13 protein-coding genes are annotated in these 19264 nt (G+C 40.6%); 2 read left to right on the forward strand and 11 right to left on the reverse strand.

Translation table 11 applies throughout. The features are described from left to right. Window position 1: 1 nt before the first annotated feature. The 7 genes from addA to ACW0TQ_RS06665 all read right to left on the reverse strand — a co-directional run bounded on the left by addA (window position 2) and on the right by ACW0TQ_RS06665 (window position 12328). Entirely contained in the window at window positions 2-3718 is a 3717-nt protein-coding gene (gene addA, locus ACW0TQ_RS06635) for a helicase-exonuclease AddAB subunit AddA (RefSeq protein ID WP_455725427.1), read from the reverse strand. Next, window positions 3711-7208 (reverse strand): helicase-exonuclease AddAB subunit AddB, encoded by a 3498-nt coding sequence (gene addB / locus ACW0TQ_RS06640; RefSeq protein WP_256704787.1) that lies wholly within the window; start codon window positions 7206-7208, stop codon window positions 3711-3713. Before addB ends, addA begins: the two co-directional genes overlap by 8 nt. An 820-nt stretch (window positions 7209-8028) precedes the next feature. Beyond that, window positions 8029-8577 (reverse strand): signal peptidase I, encoded by a 549-nt coding sequence (gene lepB, locus ACW0TQ_RS06645; protein ID WP_042534603.1) that lies wholly within the window; start codon window positions 8575-8577, stop codon window positions 8029-8031. A 159-nt stretch (window positions 8578-8736) separates the two neighbouring features. After that, window positions 8737-9375 (reverse strand): TVP38/TMEM64 family protein, encoded by a 639-nt coding sequence (locus ACW0TQ_RS06650; protein WP_455725428.1) that lies wholly within the window; start codon window positions 9373-9375, stop codon window positions 8737-8739. Window positions 9376-9756: 381 nt separating this feature from the next. After that, window positions 9757-10221, reverse strand: coding sequence for a competence protein ComK (locus ACW0TQ_RS06655; protein WP_042534605.1), 465 nt, complete (start codon window positions 10219-10221; stop codon window positions 9757-9759). A gap of 229 nt (window positions 10222-10450) precedes the next feature. Continuing rightward, complete coding sequence (gene lplA / locus ACW0TQ_RS06660) at window positions 10451-11446, reverse strand: lipoate--protein ligase (protein ID WP_042534606.1); 996 nt, start codon at window positions 11444-11446, stop codon at window positions 10451-10453. Between the two features lie 153 nt (window positions 11447-11599). After that, a complete protein-coding gene (locus tag ACW0TQ_RS06665) occupies window positions 11600-12328 on the reverse strand; it encodes an MBL fold metallo-hydrolase (RefSeq protein WP_193064769.1) in 729 nt (242 codons plus the stop codon). A 112-nt stretch (window positions 12329-12440) separates the two neighbouring features. On the opposite strand from ACW0TQ_RS06665, the gene yhfH reads away from it, so the two are divergent. Beyond that, complete coding sequence (gene yhfH / locus ACW0TQ_RS06670; RefSeq protein ID WP_084612985.1) at window positions 12441-12572, forward strand: protein YhfH; 132 nt, start codon at window positions 12441-12443, stop codon at window positions 12570-12572. Between the two features lie 268 nt (window positions 12573-12840). Further along, window positions 12841-14661 (forward strand): oligoendopeptidase F, encoded by a 1821-nt coding sequence (gene pepF / locus ACW0TQ_RS06675; RefSeq protein ID WP_042534608.1) that lies wholly within the window; start codon window positions 12841-12843, stop codon window positions 14659-14661. Window positions 14662-14788: 127 nt separating this feature from the next. Here pepF and ACW0TQ_RS06680 read toward each other — a convergent pair whose 3' ends face one another. The 4 genes from ACW0TQ_RS06680 to hemE all read right to left on the reverse strand — a co-directional run bounded on the left by ACW0TQ_RS06680 (window position 14789) and on the right by hemE (window position 18989). Then, a complete protein-coding gene (locus ACW0TQ_RS06680) occupies window positions 14789-15358 on the reverse strand; it encodes a GNAT family N-acetyltransferase (protein ID WP_042534609.1) in 570 nt (189 codons plus the stop codon). A gap of 131 nt (window positions 15359-15489) precedes the next feature. Further along, the gene (hemY, locus tag ACW0TQ_RS06685) at window positions 15490-16896 is read right to left on the reverse strand and encodes a protoporphyrinogen oxidase (RefSeq protein WP_338112836.1); all 1407 of its coding nucleotides are present in this window, start codon (window positions 16894-16896) and stop codon (window positions 15490-15492) included. Then, complete coding sequence (hemH, locus tag ACW0TQ_RS06690; RefSeq protein ID WP_455725429.1) at window positions 16896-17831, reverse strand: ferrochelatase; 936 nt, start codon at window positions 17829-17831, stop codon at window positions 16896-16898. Before hemH ends, hemY begins: the two co-directional genes overlap by 1 nt. A 120-nt stretch (window positions 17832-17951) precedes the next feature. Then, the gene (hemE, locus tag ACW0TQ_RS06695; RefSeq protein ID WP_042534614.1) at window positions 17952-18989 is read right to left on the reverse strand and encodes a uroporphyrinogen decarboxylase; all 1038 of its coding nucleotides are present in this window, start codon (window positions 18987-18989) and stop codon (window positions 17952-17954) included. Window positions 18990-19264: the final 275 nt, after the last annotated feature.

Below are 19264 nucleotides of genomic sequence, written 5' to 3' on the forward strand. Positions count from 1 at the left end.
GCTACTCCCCTTTGATAAGCAGTCCTTTTGAAAAGAAATAGAGATAGGTTTCCTCCACAGGCTGCTTCCAGATTTCTTCTATAGCGTATCGATAAAGCTCAAGCTGGGTCTTATATCGTTTTTTCAATTTTTCTTCCAATTTCTCTGACATTTCTTCTGTAATCCGGTCTGTTTTATAATCAAGAATAATCCAGCCGTTTTCTGAAGGGATAATACAGTCAATAACTCCCTGGATCAACACTTTTTCTGAGGAGGCCCCCTGCCAGTCAGCATATACCTTTTCGGCCGGCAGCATTAAACTGAATGGCACTTCCTTATACAACTTTTTCTTATCAAAAATCTTTTGTGCAATAGCGGATTCTAAAAATGCGATAATATCCGAAGTGGATACACTTTCTGCTTCTGCAGCTGTCATTTTCTCCTCCTGCACCAGTTTTTCAATAAATTCCTCTACTTCTTCATTTGCAAGCATGCCTTTTAGAGGAAGATGCTGCATCACGGTATGAAGTGCGGTCCCTTTTTCGGCCGGTGTTAATTTCTTTTCCGCTTGCATAAATCTTGGTCTTTTCGTAATTGGAGCCTTCGTCGCTGCAGGAAGCATTTTTTCATCACTATACGTATCCTTCTGCTCCTGCTGACGTTTCAACTCGGTTACAGATTGCTTCGCACGTGAATGAGCAGCTTCCTGATAAGGATACTGATAAGAAAGACGGTGATCCACCCAAGCATCTAACGCTTTATCTTTCTGTTCAATCGGATCCCAATTTCTGATATGCGTTTTTAAGGCATCCTGTTTCTCCTGTACCCGATTTTCAAAGGCAACGATATCCTGACGTGGATAAATATTTGCCTCCCACTTGGACGCATCCTGCGTAATCGCAGATAAAACCTGATTACCTATCTCCTCTTCCCGCAGGACTTGTCCCTGCGGATGACGGATAAGCGCAGGGACAATCCAATCCAGATAAGCCTTTGCTCCAACCCGGAAATAAGCCGGCAGCACCCAGTCTGGATGGTGTGCAATCCAGGACCATGCTGCTTTCCGCTTCTCCGCCGAATCCACTGTCCCTACCATAAACAGCTTCTCTTCCGCACGTGTCAAGGCAACATACAATAGACGAATTTCTTCAGATAATTGTTCTCTCCTGATTTTTTCCCGCATCGCATGATAAAACAACGTAGAATATTGAATTCGTTTCTCGGGATCAATAAATTTACTGGCAAAGCCCAAATCCTTATGAAGCAGATACTTTTGATTTAAATCCATCATATTAAACGATTTGCCAATGCCGCCGAGGATAACGACCGGGAATTCCAGTCCTTTACTTTTATGAATCGTCATTATCCGGACAACATCTTCCTGCTCACTGAGTGCACGGGCAGCACCTAAGTCCTTTTGCTCTTCTTCCATTCTTTCAATGAATCGCAAGAAACGGTATAAACCGCGAAAGGACGTTTCTTCATAGCTTCTTGCCCGGTCATACAGCGCCCGTAAATTTGCCTGACGCTGCTTCCCTCCAGGGATACCGCCGACAAAATCATAGTAGCCGGTCTCCCGGTAAATCTGCCAAATCAATTCCGAGAGCGCTCCCTGCTGGGCAGATAACCTTAAATTATCCAGCAGCTCTTGAAACTCCTTTAATTGCTCAGTTACGCTGTTATCTTCTTTTGCCATGTATGCTAAGAGAGCATCATAAAAATTACCGTGACGATCAGCTAAGCGGATAGCCGCTAAATCATTTTCCTGCAGCCCGACGATAGGCGACCGCAGTACTGCAGCCAGCGGAATATCCTGACGCGGATTATCAACAGTCTTTAATAAACTGATCATGACTCTGATTTCAATCGCTTCAAAATAGCCAGAGGTCAGTTCAGCATAGACAGGTATACCTTGTTTTTTCAGCTCGTCCATAATTACCGGGGCCCATGTCATTGAACGCATTAAAATAACAATATCCCGGTACATCAAATTACGGTGCTGCCCTTTTCCTTTATCCACCACCTGCATCGGTGTTCCATTTTCTCCGGTACCAATCCATTCCTGTATTTTTTTAGCATAGGCGCGCGCTTCAATTTGCGCCTTTTCTAAATCTTCCTCTGTTTCTTCTCCTCCATCGGATTTCTGTCCCTGTGGAGAATCAATCAGCAGCAATTCCGGATTAGAGTCGAATGGAAATTCATCGTACATGCGGTTACCATAAATCAATTCAGCATCCTCATCATAGGCAATATCCCCGACCGATTCATCGAACAGCTGACGGAATAAATAGTTTGCACCAATCAACACTTCTCCCCGGCTCCGGAAATTCCGGTTAAGATCAATTCTTTCTGCGGGATCATCGTTTGCGGCAAATTGTTTATATTTTTCGATAAACAGGGAAGGCTCTGCATGACGAAACCCATAGATACTTTGCTTCACATCGCCAACCATAAACATATTCCCATTATCTTCCGGGTTGCGGACTAATTGCAGAATACTTTCCTGCACCAGGTTCGTATCCTGATATTCATCAACGAGTACCTCTTTAAACTGCTTTTGCAGCTGGAAAGCAATCGAAGAAGCCTGTCTGCTGTTATCCTCTGGATTTGTCTCTGTTAAAATGTCCAGACAATAATGCTCCAAATCATTAAAATCAACGATAGCCTGTTCTTTTTTTCGATTTTGAAACTTATCCATATAGTCTTCTACCATCAAGGTCATTTGTTTCAAAACAGGTGCCATTTCCTGCATATCCTGAATATGAGCAGGCAAGCTGCGGACAAACCATTTTTCCTTCATCTTGTCCCATCTGTCCTTGACTTTTTTCCGAAAATCCTTCACTTGCTCCCGTTTCTCTGGATTATCGTCTGCTTTTTTTCTGGATAAAGCAGCAAACTTTGCATCTTGGACAAATTGGTGTAATGCCTCCCAATGCGTTATTTTTTCCATCGCTGTATCCAGTATCGCCGTATCCTTTTCCAAAGCATCCAGATAATGATACGGTCCATCCGGCTCTCTTGCCACAGCAATAGCTAATGCATTCTCCTGCTTCATCGCTTCTAATTGACCCGATATTTCTTCCTTCACCTCCTGAATCCAGGGGATGGTCTCTTCCGTCCAATTCTCATCTATTTCATAATTAGCCGTCAGCTGGTGCAGCCATGCTTTGGGTGATGGATGCTGGACTGCAAAATTTGCCGTCCGTAAAATTAACTCTTCCACATCTCTGTCACTTCGGTCATTAGAAAAGCGGTTCACCACTTCAAAGAACGTTTCCTGCTCCGTATTCGAATCATCATACCAGCCCTCCAGCAGCTCATCCAGAACCTCCCGTTTGATCATATCCATCTCTACCTCATCGGCAATCCGGAAAGAAGGATCCAGCTCGATCATATAGGCATTTTTTCGTACAATATCTAAACAAAAAGAGTGTAATGTCGAAATAGAAGCTCTCTGTAATATGGACAGCTGCTTTTTTAAATGAAGTGATCCAGGCTTTTCAGCCAGAGCCTTTTCTAACGCTGCTCCAACTCTCGCCCGCATTTCCTGGGCAGCAGCATTTGTAAACGTAACGACGAGTAATTCATCGATATTAATTGCATCTTCTTCCTTTAATAACTTCTGAATAATACGTTCTACAAGGACAGCTGTTTTTCCGGAACCAGCTGCTGCGGCTACAAGGATATCCGTGCCGCTTTGATAAATTGCCCGTTCCTGTTCCTGTGTCCATTTAACCACGGATTTCCCCTCCCTTTAGCCGTTCAATCACTTCTTTTTCTTTCATATTTGCTATTTTTCTATAATTATTTCCTTCTAACGCAGGATCGAACTGACAAACTGCATGAAAAGGACAATACGTACATGCTTCGGTCTCTTTTTTCAGAAACGGATTAATTTCTACTCCGCCTGAAGTCATATCCAGTCCTGCCTGCTTCAGTAAACCATGGATATGATTTTTCAATTGTTCAAATGTATCTTCATCCGCAATTTTCGAATTGCTGTTGAATGTACCATCTTTTTTCAGTCCGGCAGGAATAATATGACTGTTCCCAGATTCTAATGACTCATCCATCATTCTGGCGATGTCCTCATCAGATAAGAGCAGTCCTCTCATTTTATAAGACTTAAAGATTTGCTCCTCGATATCGCTGTCTAATTTCTCTTTATCCATATTGATCATTGGATTATGCACATGGAAATAAAGAACGCCTGCCGGGCTCGCCTGCTGACCGAGCCATTTTTCGGAATGAGTCAGTACAACATCTAAATACGTCAGCATTTGCAGGGCAAGTCCATAGTAAACTTCCAATAAATCCAGCGCACGGGAGCTTGATTTATAGTCGATAATCCGTAAATATAAATCCTGATGAAGCTGTGCTTTATCTACCCGGTCAATTCTTCCGCGCAGCAGCAGTTCATACCCATTTTCAAGCGGCAAAATAAGCGGAGGCAGCGGGCTATCCTTCTCTCCAAAGCTGAGTTCAAGACCAATTGGGCTGAAATCTGTCTGTCTTGCCTGCTCACTTAATATAAATGCTGCCCTGGCAATAATCTCCTCCAGCTTTTGCTGAATAAATGTGTAACGGTTCGAGCTGTGCAAGATTTGATGCTGCAGTACGGGAGATAATTTCTGGATTGCCCGGTGTGCATAATTTGCCGATGTCTCCCTGGTAAGCTGCTTAAAGTCTGTTTTTTCATTTTGAACCCACTCTGTAATGAGGCGTAATGCTTCGTGGAATAATTGTCCGATATCCGGAGCATCCAATTTATATGTTTCTCTTTCTTTCAAATTCAAGCTGTAACGGGCAAAATGCTGGTACGAACATCTGTAATAAGATTCCAGACGGCTGACGCTTGCCTTGATTTGTTTTGGATAAAGTTCTTCCGCTGTTTCCTTTTTTAAATGCTCCGGCTGGTTTTTATAAAATAAGCCTTGTAATATGCGATAGGTCATACGGTATTTCGGCTGATTTTTTACATACCAATTATATACAGCAAACCAGGCATGATCTATTTCATAGCCGCGCTGCAATCTTGCAAATTGCGTTGTCAGAGCTGCTCTTGTTTTCGTTTTGGTCGTAATAAATCGCGTTGTATCCGCAGTATCCTCCACATCTTGAAATAATACATGCTCCTGCGTTGCCGGAAACAGGCCTTCTATTCGATGAACAACCTGAGAAGGGACCTTCGCTTTTCCTTCCTCATCACTAATTGGATAACTAATCATCAGCTTATCCTTTGCTACAGTTAAAGATAAATAGATATAAAACCAATCATCCAGCAGCTGTCGTTTTCCATTATCCGCAAGCTTCAAGCCATTTTGCTCCAGCAAATCTCTTTCTTCATCGTCAATCATGCCATCAATTGTCGGCTTCATTGGCCATATTCCTTCATTCACACCAAGTAAAAACATGCAACGGACATCAGACATTCTTGACCTGTCAATCGTTCCTACTAACACATGATCCATGGTCGGGGGCACATGTGAAAATTCCAAAGCTTCTGCGCCGGCATTGATGGAAGCATTGAAAGTAGTCATATCCATTTCTTCGTCACCAGCTATTTCTACCATTTCATCCATTAATTGGAGCACTGCATCCCAGACCTGCTGCTGCTCCCTTCCTCTTTCAGGAATGCCCTGTTCATCGAAGGATGCACGCATTTCTTCCAGCTTTTCGGGTGCGCCTAGCGATTCCAGCCAAATAAAAATAGCTTCACAGCGCTCTTTTACACTTCCTGCTGCACGAAAGCTTTCATCAAAAGGACGGAGTGCATGCGTTATTTGGTTGCGATAACGATTGATTTTGTCCTGCATCTCCCTTTCCGTGTTTGTCTGCGCAGCCTGTTCAAAGCCGCGGAAACGTTGATATTTCCAAGGTTTATCATCTAACCACTGCTTCCGGTAACGAATACCATATTCTATCGTATAGTTCTCTAATTGATCAATGGCGTCACTGGTTAAAGGAAACTCCTCATCACTGGCAGGGATAAAGCCGGTTTTTAAAACCCGGAAAATGGCATCGGAACGCCAGCCATTTTCAATTGCCTCCAGCATCGAACGAATCAGTTCAATCAATGGGTGATGCAGCATCGAACGCTTCTGGTCAATAAAAACAGGAATATCATAATCGCCAAAAATCGTTTCTATTAAATCATCATATACATCCGGCTGTCTTACTAAAATGGAAATATCCCGATAGCGGTATTCTTCGTCTCTGACAAGGGAAAGAATTTCTCCCGCAACACCCTCTACTTCTGCACGCGGATGCACTGCTTCAGCTATTTGAATCGGAGCCTCCCCTTTGTATTCCGGTAAAGGCCGTACGTCAAAATTCTGTTCTAAGTGAGCAAAGTAGGCACGCTCTTTAAACTGATCCTTTGCCGGATCTAAATAAACAGACTGTTCCAGCGAAATACCGTTCTCTTCCGCTGCAGCTGTTAATTGGTGATAGGTTTGATTCGTCTGGTAGAAGATATCCAGTTCCTCCAGATTCTCTGTGGCTGTCGGATCTAATGTCAAACCAATATGAACCTGCGCACATTTCTTCATTAATTCCGTGATTACGGACAGCTCCTGCGGCGTAAAGCGGTGGAAGCCGTCAATATAAATATGTGCTCCTTCCAGCGTGCTTGCCTGCGGAATTTTTTCCATTAATATCTGCAGTCTGTCTTCACTGTCCATATACATATGCTGCAGCTGGTTAAGAAGTTGTTCATAAATGTAAATGAAATCATCCAATTTTCGGACTAACCCTGTTTCCGAGGGAGATTGATGCACAAATTTATTGAATTGCTCCTGCTGTAACCGAAGTGCATCAGGTGTAATTTCATATCGCTTAAATTCTTGAATAACAGATTCTAACTGGTCCAAAAATCCTTGTTTTTTGATTGCTTTTTGAAAAGCCATCCAATCTCCGCTTTTTTCAGCAATGATTTTCCGAAGCATCATTTGGGTTCCAACCGAACTGATAAAAGGCTTTAATCCGCCCCCTGTTTCCTGTAAAATCCGCCATGCAAGCCGTGAAAAACTGGCAACCTGCGCCCGGATACTCCCATTTAAATGCTCCCGGCTGAATAAAGCTGTTTCTAATTGAAAGGTCATTTGATCCGGTACAATATAAAAAATAGCCGGACCAATCGGCTCCTTTTGCAGACGATGTTCAATATCCTTCATCATCCACTCGCTTTTATCTGTACCGGACCTGCCTAAAATAAATCGCACAGTCAATCTGATACACACTCCTTTTTAGTGGTATATGTATGGATTACGGATAACCTTCTGCAAATTTCCCGCAGAAAGCAGTTTCGTTATTGTTTGTTTCACATTATACCTTACTTGCCTCAAAACAAAAGCTTCTATCCTTATTTTATCAAAGATAGAAGCTTGTTCCTAATAAAAGTAATTTATCGCAGTGTAACTGGCTGAGACTGGGACGGCGATTACCAATGTTGACAGGTTAACGCGACCGCCGCGGAAAAACACTACGCTTTCCATGGGCTTGCGCTCAGCCTCCTCGAAAAAAAGAAGTTCACTTTTTTTCTGCGGGGTCTTCACACTGGGACTGCGATTACTCGCCCCACCGAAAACCATTGCGCTTTCCCATAGGAGTCTACGTATTTTTCCTCCGCTAGATAGTTTTATTGCTATCTGTTTTAAATTTAAGAAAATTAATTAACCTGACTGACAACATTGCTACGATTGCTAGCCCCACCGAAGGGCTTTTGTAAGACTTCTGCTTCCAGAAATGACGAATACATGTTATTGCTAAGCGGGAGATCCAACAGCCAGTAACGGTCCAATTCGTTCCGGCCTACAGGATGTAGGTCACAAAGGGGTTGCGACAACGCTTTTTGATGGGGTGAGTAATCGCAGACCCAGGACGTCGCGAACTTAACCTTTGTTCCTTTAGTCCTTCAGTGGGGGGACGGAGCACCCCCGTTGAAGGAAGTTTCACTTTATTTTCATCTGTTTCATGCCTGCACTAAAATGGTGAATGCTAGGATTGTTCATACATCTTACACGAACATATACCTGCTTTCCATCCGTCTTAGTGCGGCTGCTTAAATAACTGTGTTATCGGCCAATACGTCACATCCACCTTGCCAACTACTTCCTCTACAGGGACGAAGCCGATTGATCTGCTGTCTAAGCTGTCTCTGCGGTTATCCCCTAATACAAACAGTTCATCTTCCGGCACCGTTTGTTCCCCAGTCACCTGCAAAAGTGTAAAGTCTTCTGTCAAAGGTGTCGCTTCCGTCTTTTCTTTTTCTTCCTGCAGAAAATCCTCAGGGATATACTCGCCATTTACATATAATTGGTCATCCTTGTATTCTACTTTTTCTCCCGGAAGCCCGACAACCCGTTTTACATAATCATTTTCTTCCGAGGCATGAAATACAATCACATCAAAACGGTAAATATCTGAAATATCACTTGTAAACGTATTAACCATCATTAAATTTCCGTCATACAGTGTGGGTTCCATGGATTTTCCGTTAACCACATAGTTTTCGAATAAAAATGTCCGGATAAGTAAAAACACAGCGATTAACAAAACAGCGACAATAGAAACTCTTACATAGTTATATTTTTTCACTGTTATTCTTCCTTCGCTTTAGTTTAATTATTAATATCATACCCCAAAGCAAAGAACTTTAACCTTTTATCCGCAGACAGACAGTATTCGTTTAATTTTAAAAAATATATGAACGTCTTTTTATTCTTTTTGTTATACTAGCTGATTTGACTTCTGTTACTATACTTGATGCTTGTCCACCTTTTTTTGAAGTCTTTTCTCTAAATACTTGCCGAACACCCAAAAAATGATAATACCTATTCCCACTAAAATGGTCCGTACCGGATTTTGTGCAAATTCCATAATACTGGAGCCAATATAAGAAATAGAAAAAATCATCACGGTCTTCCCTAACAGCACCGCTAATAAAAATGGGTAGAAACTGATTTTTGACAGCCCGGCCACCACATTAATAACAGATGATGGAGAAAATGGGAAACATAATAATAAAAACAAAGGTCCAAAGCCATGCCGTTCTACCCAATTCGTAATCCTGGACACCTGCTTGTTATAGCGTATCCGTTTTAAGAGTCTTGTATTTCCTAAACGCCGGATAACAAGGAACACTAGAACAGCACCTAAACTGGCACCAAGCCAAGAATAGAGAAAACCCTCAAACAAGCCGTAAGCAGCAGCATTTCCGAGTACAAATACAATAAGCGGCAAAAATGGTAAAAAAGCTTCAAAAAAAGGAAGCGCAATACCAGGCAACGGACCGAGCCCTTCATATTGCTCCAACAGCTGGCGGATAAATTCCTCCCAGCCTTCTTCTTTTAGAAATGTCTGCCAATTTGAAAATGTAATATTCATTACGTACATACGGTCAGTCTCCCTCAAAATTCCAACAATCTTATTGATGATTATATGCTACTGCAGTTTTTTTGAAAAGTATAAACTTCTCTGCCCAATGAAACTCAATCTATCACCAGGGTACCCTATTATAATTATATTTATTATCATCATGAATGGAAGCAGAGAAGGTTTTATAATCATATTCTTAAGCAATAACATTATTTTATGCAGAGGCCTGCCAAAATACCGGCTTTTATTCTAGGTAGCTTTATATTATTATGACTGAAGTTGGCTGAGGTGATTTTGAGAGGAGACTGAGGAAAAAGCAGAAAAACGAAGATAAAGTAACAACTCTTCTAATCATTTATTATCTCTTAATCCCATTTGAAATCCTGTACTGCAGGGTTACTAAAATGCACTGCCCCGCTCATCCATAAGATAGCGTATATGAGCGGTACGCTGTATTTGATTAATAACGATGCCGTGAGAAATATCCAATGTGATGCTTCGTCCATTTTTAAATAAAATTTCCGTCGATTTACTATCTATTCTTTTAACATCTTCAATATGAGTATGTGATATCCAGGAACAGCTCTCATGGGATGGAGATTTTGTAGGAAAGAAATACATTTTATTTCTTGGATCAATCGGAATTGGAGTTTTATGTGTAATGTGGGATATACTTTTGATGCCATTTTGCCGGCCTTTTAAATCAGATCCAAAATATGCGCATGCGTATTCAATCACTTTAGTCGGCCTGCCTTTTAATACATACTCTACTTCATCTTCTAAAATACGGGTGATATTCTTTCCATTTTCGTCCTTATCCGACAATATTGCCATCGTATAAGGGGTGATTTCTCTCATTTGCATTTTATTTTTCCTCCTTATTCCCTAGTGATATGGATGAGTTAAAAGTATTATAGCACCAAACTGAGGAAAAAGAAATAATTATTTTTAAAATTTTGCATTATTTTAAAAAACAAAGAAAATTCAGGTGTTAAATTCTAGAATTAATATCGACAAAAAACTTCATTCTGCGCAGAGCTCTTAACGCTTCAGAATGAAGTTTTATTAAATGATTCGTATTCTGCTAGAAATTTTAGTAAAGCAATTCTAGAAATTCTTCTTTAGAAATTCTGCCAAGATAATGGGAGACATCAACCTGATCTACAGCTTCTTTGACAGCATCGCGGTTATGGCGGATACCGGTCAGTGCATCTTCTAATACTTTTACATCGCCCAAGCCAAAGAAATCGCCAAAGATGGTACAATTTTCAATGATGCCTTTCTTCACATCTAAACGAACATCAACAAGCCCGCCTGGGAATTTTTTAGACTCCTGATAGTTAAATGAAGGAGATTTTCCATAGTTCCATTCCCATTGCTGATAACGTTTTTCGGAAATCTCATGAATTTTTGCCCAGTCTTCATCGGTTAATACATATTGCGGTACATCGTTAACGTCTTCCACATCAAAAATATAGCGTAAAATCAATTCCTTAAATTCATCCATAGATATTGGGCTGTCCAGATATTCAGCAATATTTGCCACGCGGCTGCGAATTGATTTAATTCCTTTTGATTCAATTTTAATCTTTTTCACCTTTAACGCTTTAGTTAACTCTTCTAATTGGGAATCCAGCATTAACGTTCCATGGCTGAACATACGGCCGCGGGTAGAGAACATCGCATTGCCAGATATTTTTCTTCCCTCTACAGCTAAATCATTTCTTCCTTGCAATTCAACCGGCACACCGATGTTATTCAAAGCATCGACAACTGGCTGTGTAAATTTAGCGAAATTCTGAAAGCTGTTGCCATCATCCTTCGTAATAAAGCTGAAATTTAAATTTTGTTCATCATGGTAAACTGCGCCGCCGCCGGAAAGACGTCGAACAACTTTAATTCCTTGTTCATCCACATAATCCGTATTAATCTCTTCAATTGTATTTTGATTTCGTCCGATAATAATAGAAGGACTGTTTACATAAAATAAGAGGTATGTATCTTTCTCACCAAAATTTTCAAGAATATATTCTTCAATAGCCAGATTAATTTGAGGGTCTGTGATTCCTTTATTATCAATAAATTTCAACTTACTATTCCTCCCTTTATTTTCACTATTTTTATTCTAACGTATAAATTATTGCAAATCAAAACTTCTACCTGCAAATAGGCGTTTAAAAAGCCCGATGATAACTCGTCACCTTGAAAACCTATAACAGCTTTACTGAACACCTCTTATAAGTTACTTCCAAACATACCCTTCCTCTGCTAATATAACCGGACCTGTATATATTTGTTCAGCTTCCTCCTTCAACTGTTCTAGTACACCAAACTGAGGCAGGTGGCTAAGCACTAATTTTCCCACATTTGCAGCCTGCGCAATGCCGGCAGCTTCCTCACTATTCATGTGTCCGGCTGCTGTTCCATCCTGTTCTTTAAAATAATTGCAATCTGTTATAAGTACATCCGCATCTTTTGCGAATGGAATCCACGCTTCTGTGTAGCTGCTGTCTGCAGTATATACAATCGTCTTTTTCCCGTCCGTAATACGCATGCCAAAGCATGGAACTGGATGCGCTGTTCTTAGAAATGTAATGGAAAAAGGCCCTATTTTCAATTCTTCCTCCGGGTTATAAGCAACCCCCTCTGTATACTGGTGGGACAAGGACGAGAAGCCTTCTTCATCTTCTGTATGTCCATATATTTTTAGTTTTTTTTCATTATTATGCACATAATAATCAATCAGTTTTCCATATTGGAGTACACCGATATCTGCTACATGATCATGGTGATAATGCGATAAAATCACTGCATCCAGTTCAGGTACAGATGTGAATTTCTGCAGCTTGGACAGGGCTCCGCTCCCCATATCCAGCACCAATTTATAATCGTCTTTTTCTAATAAATAGCTTGAAGTAGCGCCATCTTTATTTGGATAGCCGCCCCAAAAGCCGATAATAGTTAATTGCATCTTAAAAACAGCTCCTTAAAATTTTTAAAAATTGTAGCAATACAGTGTTGACATCAATATTCTGTTATAGTACAATACTTTTAAATCATTTAAAACATTAGGAGGAATCGAAATGACTGGAATTATCGAATTTTTTAAAAATCTGCCAAAGAAGAAATGTGCAAAATGTGGAAATGCAATGGTAAATGAAAAGGCAGATTGTTATGGCAACATTTGTGACGATTGCGATTATCCAGGGCGTTAATAGATGTTACCAGTAAAACGATTAGTAAGGCATTACTGTTATTCTCGCTCTGTTTAATATGAAGAATTCCCATAAGTTATATCCTTCTCCTGAATAGCCTGTACTCGGCTATTCTCTTTTTTTTGCACATTTATTGCTTCTGTGATAAAACGCTATAAATTTCCCCTTCTGTGTACTATAATTAATTAGGTAATCGAATTAATGGCTAACATATTGCTGTATCTATATTTTCTTTGATAGACAGTAATATTTCAAGCATTTGGGAGGAATGACAATGATAGAAGAAAGCAGAAGATATCGAAAAGATGTGCCTGTTGAACAGACATGGGATTTAACAGATCTTTTTCCTGACAAAAAAAGCTGGGAGAAAGCATTGAAGGACATTGTCGAAGAAGCTGATCAAATTACCACTTTTAAAGGAAAGCTTTCTGAAAATGCAAACACTTTATTACAAGCTATTAACTCTGTAGAAGCTTACCAGCAGAAGGTTATTCATGTTGCCGTTTATGCAAATTTATTAGTAAGTGCAGACGGGAGCGATCCTGTGAATCAGGGGGCTGCTGCAAAGAGCGGGGCTGCACTTGCTGCAATCCGCTCCAAGATTTCTTTCTTTGAAACAGAGCTTCTTAACCTGACTTCATCTGAAATCGAGCAGTTTATAGAAGATGAGCCTGGACTTGAAACATACCGGAAATATTTGTTTGATATTTTAGAGCAGAAGGAGCATATTCTCTCACCTGAATTAGAGGAGGCTTTATCTGCGCTGGGTGAAGTTTTAGAAGCTCCACACAATATCTTTTCACGAAGCAAACAGTCCGATATACAGTTCAAAAGTGTAACAGACAGTCAGGGAAAAACACAGCCAATGAGTGAACCGTTATACGAAGAAAGTTATGAGTATTCAGAGGATACTGTATTGAGAAGGAACGCCTATGAGTCCTTTATAGAAACATTGGAACAATATAAAAATACGTATGCTGCTGCCTATCAGACAGAGATTACAAAACAGGTACAGCTTTCCAAGTTAAGAAAATATGATTCTGTCACGGATATGCTTTTAGCACCACAGCAGGCAACCACGGAAATGTATCATAATCAATTAGATGTTATCCAGGAAAAATTAGCTCCGCACATGCAGAAGTACGCGAAATTACTAAAAGAAAAGCTCGGGCTGGAAGAATTGCGATTCTGTGATTTAAAAGCTCCGCTGGACCCTGCGTTTAATCCGAGTACATCCTATGAAGAGGCTTCCGAGACCATTTTAAACGCACTCGATATCATGGGGCCGGAATATATCGAAGGAATGAAAAAAGCATTATCAGACCGTTGGGTAGACCGTGCTGAAAATGTTGGTAAGGCAAGCGGCGCATTCTGTTCGAGCCCATACGGAGCACATCCATATATTCTGGTGACCTGGGCCGATAAAATGCGCAACGCCTTTATTCTTGCACATGAATTAGGGCATGCCGGTCACTTCTATTTAGCCGGTAAAAATCAGACGCTTTTTAATACACGACCGTCAACTTATTTTATTGAAGCACCTTCTACATTAAATGAACTGCTGCTTGCTGATCATTTAATGCACGCAAACAAAGATAATCCGCGGATGAAACGCTGGGTGATTACCCAATTATTGGGGACCTATTATCATAACTTTATTACACATCTATTAGAAGGCGCATTCCAGCGTAAGGTTTATGATTTGGCTGAAAAAGGTACTCCGTTAACAGCTGATGTTTTATGCAGAGAGAAACGTCAAGTATTAGAATCCTTCTGGGGAGACACCGTCACTTTTGATAATGGTGCAGGCTTAACATGGATGCGCCAGCAGCATTACTATATGGGTCTGTATCCATATACCTACTCTGCCGGTTTAACCGTCTCAACAACCATGGCTAAGCGGATTCGTGAGGAAGGACAGCCTGCTGTGGATGACTGGTTAAACGTCTTAAAATCAGGCGGTACCAAGCGCCCGCTTGAGTTAATTAACGATGCAGGCATTGATATGTCCAATCCAAAAAATATCGAGATTGCGGTGGATTATGTCGGTTCATTAATCGATAAGTTAATCGAAAGCTATTCGGAATAATTTGTTTTAAATTTTAATGCTTTCTATCTAACTTGACAACAATCGTAATAGCAGTCCCAGCTCCGCCAAAAAGCCAGACAGGTATTATGCCAGTCTGGCTTTTTGGTATTTTTGGAAAAGCTGCGCCTCACCTGTCCCACTCGGCTCGCAATATCCCATATACTTCACGGTCATGAATCGTATCCCCTATCACTTCATCCGCCCGTATGGTTCCTTCATGTTTAAAACCCAGTCTTTCAGGGACCGCCGCACTTTTTTTATTCTTTACGGCTGTTTTAATCTCCACTTTATTTAATTCCAATTCGTGAAATGCATAATTCACCATTGCAGCACAGGTAAGTGTCATGATTCCTTTATTTGTATATGCTTCTCCAAGCCAGTATCCAATTTCCGTTTTCTTTACTTTCCAATCAAAATATAAGAAACCGATGGACCCGGCTAATTTTTCCTTATACCATATCCCGGCCCAAAAGCCCTCTTTATTTACGAAACGAAATAAGGACCTTTTAATAAAACTTTTGGAATCCTCCATCTGATTGGTTACAGACGGAAAGGATAACCAGTTGCTTAAAAAATCTTTGTTGGCGCTGACTAAATCAAATAAGTTTTCTGCATCGTTTTCTTCCAGCAACGAAATCATGATCTCTGGATTGACTTGATTATATAGCAGCTGCTCCCCCTCCTCCTTCTCGTTCATTCGCGTTTAAGCTTCACGTTTTTTCATGATAAACGAATGCCTTTTTTTAAAACAAGTTATTTACTTCTGTCCATAAGAAAAACAGCTACAGAAACAAATATTCCATAGCTGTTTTAAATCATATATCCAACTTATTTATTTTGAGTCAATGCTTCTATTGCCAATTCTGCACCCTTTTGTCCGTGCTCAATACAATCCGGAAGTCCTGTACCGTCATAGGAGCTGCCAATCAGCTCCAGGTTTGGAAGCTGGCTGGCTACATAATCGCGGACCCTGCTGACAAGCTCTAAATGCCCTGTGTGGTACTGTGGTCTTGCCTCAATAAATCTAGTAATCTCATAAAATAAAGGCTTTCCCTTTACTTTCATTACTTTATTTAAATCCTTCAAGACAATATCCACAAGCGTCTCGTCTGATTCTTTTACAATCTCCTGATCATCAGGTTTTCCGACATAACAGCGCAATAAAGCTTTCCCTGCAGGTGCAGTTCCTTCCCATTTACGATGGGTCCACGTGCATGCAGTGAAGCGGTAATTACTATTTCTAGTAACCAAAAACCCGGTTCCATCTAAATCACGCTTAATTTGTTTTTCATCAAAAGCAAGTACGACATTTGCTGTGGATGTCGCCGGAATAGCATATAATTCCTGCAGCGGAGCATGCTTACTCAGCATTCCGGGAACCTGAGTATGCGGAACTGCTGCTAAAACAAAATCTGCTGCTAACACCTCTCCTGAATCTAATAGAAGATGATACCCTGTTTCCTTCTTCTCTATATGATTCACTTTATTTTCACGGAGAATTTTCACCGTATCCAGCTTTGCTTCAAGCGCATCAACAAGCTTCTGTAAACCGTTTGTAAAAGAGAAAAACTGTCCTTGGGCAGGCTTACTGTTTTTTGCCGGTTTCGACATGGTCTTACGGAGACCTTTCATAACACTGCCATATTCCTGCTCCATTTTTCCAAAAACAGGGTATATTGCCTCCAGACTCATTTGATCAATATCACCAGAATGAATTCCGGAAAGCAGCGGATCAATTTGATTATCTACCACTTGGTCCCCAAAACGGCGACGCATAAAATGTCCTAATGATTCGTCCCCGGACCGTTTTTTTCTTGGTATAATCAGATCCATTAATCCACGGATTTTACCTGTCAACGTAAAGGAATTTGAACGCAGAAGCGGTCCAACTTCTTTTGGCACACCCATAAATGCACCCTTTGGCATTTTATGCAGCCGATTTTTAATCAGCATAAAGGACTGCCCGGTAGAATTACGTCTTGTTTGATTAAGTATACCCAATTCCTCTGCCAAATTCATTGCAGCCGGTTTACGTGCTAAAAGTGAGTCTGGTCCTTTCTCAATCGTAAACCCGTCTCTTTTTATCGTATGAATGCGTCCTCCCAGCCGGTTAGAACCTTCCACTAATGTAATATCAATTGGAAGGTTTGCTGATTTCACTTGTTTTTGCAAGTGATAGGCGGCTGATAAACCTGTCATCCCGCCGCCGACAATTACTACTTTTTTTCTATCCATCAGGAAGCACACTTTACTTTCTTTAATACAACATTTGCTAATGTTTCAATAAATGCTGGGTGAGCGTTTGGCATCTCCGGACGGTAGTAGCTTGCTCCAATCTCATCACAGACTACTTTACATTCATAATCATTATCGTATAGCACCTCAAGATGATCTGCTACAAATCCGACAGGTGTATATATAAATGCTTTGTACCCTTCTTTGTTATACAATTCACGAGTTAAATCCTGTACATCTGGACCAAGCCAAGGATCTGGTGTGTTCCCTTCACTTTGCCAGCCTACTTCATAATTTTTCACATTAGCAGCCTCTGCTATTAATTGTGCTGTTTCCTCTAACTGCTGTTTGTACGGATCGCCATTTTGAAGAATTTTCTCCGGCAAACTATGGGCAGATACGATTAATACCGCATTCTTTTTTTCTTCGGCAGGCATTTCTGCAAAGGTATTTTGCACACCTTTTGCCCAGAAGTCAATAAACCCTGGTTCCGTATACCAATCCTGTACAGATTCAATGTTTATACCATGTTTTTCAGCAGTACTATTCGCCCGTTCGTTATATGATTTCACGCTGAATGTAGAATAATGTGGCGCTAAAACAATGGAAACTGCTTCTTCAATACCGTCTTTTGCCATTTCCTCTACGGCATCCTCAATAAATGGAGCAATATGCTTTAAACCGATATATGCTCTAAATTCAAATTCATCCTGTACTTCATTCAGCTTGTTTTCTAAAGCATTTGTTTGTTCCTTTGTTATTTTTGCTAAAGGGGAAATGCCGCCAATTGCTTCATAACGATCCTTTAAATCCTGTAAGGCTTCTGGATCAGGTTTTCTGCCGTGACGAATATGTGTGTAGTAAGGTTCAATATCTTCTTCTTTATATGGCGTACCGTATGCCATTACTAATAATCCTAATTTCTTTTTTTCCATTTCCAATACACCTCGTTACATTTTGTTATTCCGTAGTTAGAAACTATACCATTTTATACATCTGTTTGACAGATAGGATTTAACTGTTTGACCCGGGCTTCATTAGCCCGGGTTTGTTCCTCAATTTTGGTTGGAATAGCTGTGAATAAAATCTGTCAGCCGTTTTAAGGTTTCCGGCTTAATATCAGGAGTAACACCATGACCAAGGTTAAAGACATAGCCTTCTGTGTTCATTCCTTGATCAAGAATCGCTTTCGTTCTTTTTTCAATTGTCTCCCAATTACTAAGTAAAATTGCAGGGTCCAGATTTCCTTGTAGTGCTTTCGTTACACCTAAGCTTCTCGCTTCTTCCACGGAAGTGCGCCAATCCAGGCCAATGACATCGACAGGCAGGTCATTCCACTCGAGCAGAAGATGTCTTGCTCCTACACCAAAGGTAATCAGCGGTACATCATATTTTTTTAACGCTGAAAAAATATCCATCATGACTGGTTTCATAAAATAACGGTAATCTTCCACGTTTAATGCGCCGACCCAAGAATCAAAGATTTGAATCGCACTTGCACCAGCTTTAATTTGCGCTTCTGCATAACGAATAATCATTTTTGACAATTTATCCATTAATGCAAACCAAGTCTGTGGTTCACGATACATTAACGCTTTTGTTTTCGTATAGTTTTTTGAAGGTCCGCCTTCAATCATATAGCTCGCTAATGTAAACGGCGCTCCGGAAAAGCCGATCAATGGTACATCAAGCTGTTCCTCTGTCAGCAGGCGTATGGTATCCAGCACATAAGGAACATCACTTTCCGGATTGATCTCACCAAGCTTTTCTATATCCTGCATACTCCGGATTGGCTGGTCGATCACTGGTCCAATTCCGCTTTTGATTTCTACATCTACCCCGATAGCCGGCAGAGGCGTCATAATATCCTTATAAAGAATCGCCGCATCCACTCCGTAATTTTCTACCGGAAGTCTTGTAACATAAGCACAAAGCTCCGGCTGATGAGTAATTTCAAACAGGGAATATTTTTCTTTTAATGCCCGGTATTCTGGTTGGGACCTTCCAGCCTGGCGCATAAACCAAGCTGGCGTGTAGTCTGTTTTCTTTCCGCGATATGCGTCTAAAATAGTTGTATTTTTTACTTTTGCCATGCAACGTTCATCCTTTATATTCTTTTTCCATCTCTAACTATATCTATTTATCGCATTTCTGTATAGGGTTACGATTTGTTTGTCATCAAATTGTCTCATTTTATAATCATTCTAAAAAGATATTTCTTATAAAACGAAACTTCACTCAGTAGGAGTTTTGTTCTTCTCCCACTGGGTTAGCCTAAGTGATTCAGGGAGTTAGCGTCCGTTATCTCCCGCATAAATAAATTTATCTTTACGCTTTATTTTGAGGCGAGATTTTACGGACGGTTCTC

The sequence above is a fragment of the Oceanobacillus sp. M60 genome (assembly GCF_053839645.1).

Coding starts and splice junctions, on each gene's coding strand:
- ACW0TQ_RS06655 (WP_042534605.1), bottom strand. CDS start 10,221: ATGCAAATGAGAGAAATCACCCCTTATACGATGGCAATATTGTCGGAT.
- hemE (WP_042534614.1), bottom strand. CDS start 18,989: ATGGCAAAAGTAAAAAATACAACTATTTTAGACGCATATCGCGGAAAG.
- hemH (WP_455725429.1), bottom strand. CDS start 17,831: ATGGAAAAAAAGAAATTAGGATTATTAGTAATGGCATACGGTACGCCA.
- hemY (WP_338112836.1), bottom strand. CDS start 16,896: ATGGATAGAAAAAAAGTAGTAATTGTCGGCGGCGGGATGACAGGTTTA.
- ACW0TQ_RS06650 (WP_455725428.1), bottom strand. CDS start 9,375: ATGTACGTAATGAATATTACATTTTCAAATTGGCAGACATTTCTAAAA.
- ACW0TQ_RS06680 (WP_042534609.1), bottom strand. CDS start 15,358: ATGAACGAGAAGGAGGAGGGGGAGCAGCTGCTATATAATCAAGTCAAT.
- pepF (WP_042534608.1), top strand. CDS start 12,841: ATGACAATGATAGAAGAAAGCAGAAGATATCGAAAAGATGTGCCTGTT.
- yhfH (WP_084612985.1), top strand. CDS start 12,441: ATGACTGGAATTATCGAATTTTTTAAAAATCTGCCAAAGAAGAAATGT.
- ACW0TQ_RS06665 (WP_193064769.1), bottom strand. CDS start 12,328: ATGCAATTAACTATTATCGGCTTTTGGGGCGGCTATCCAAATAAAGAT.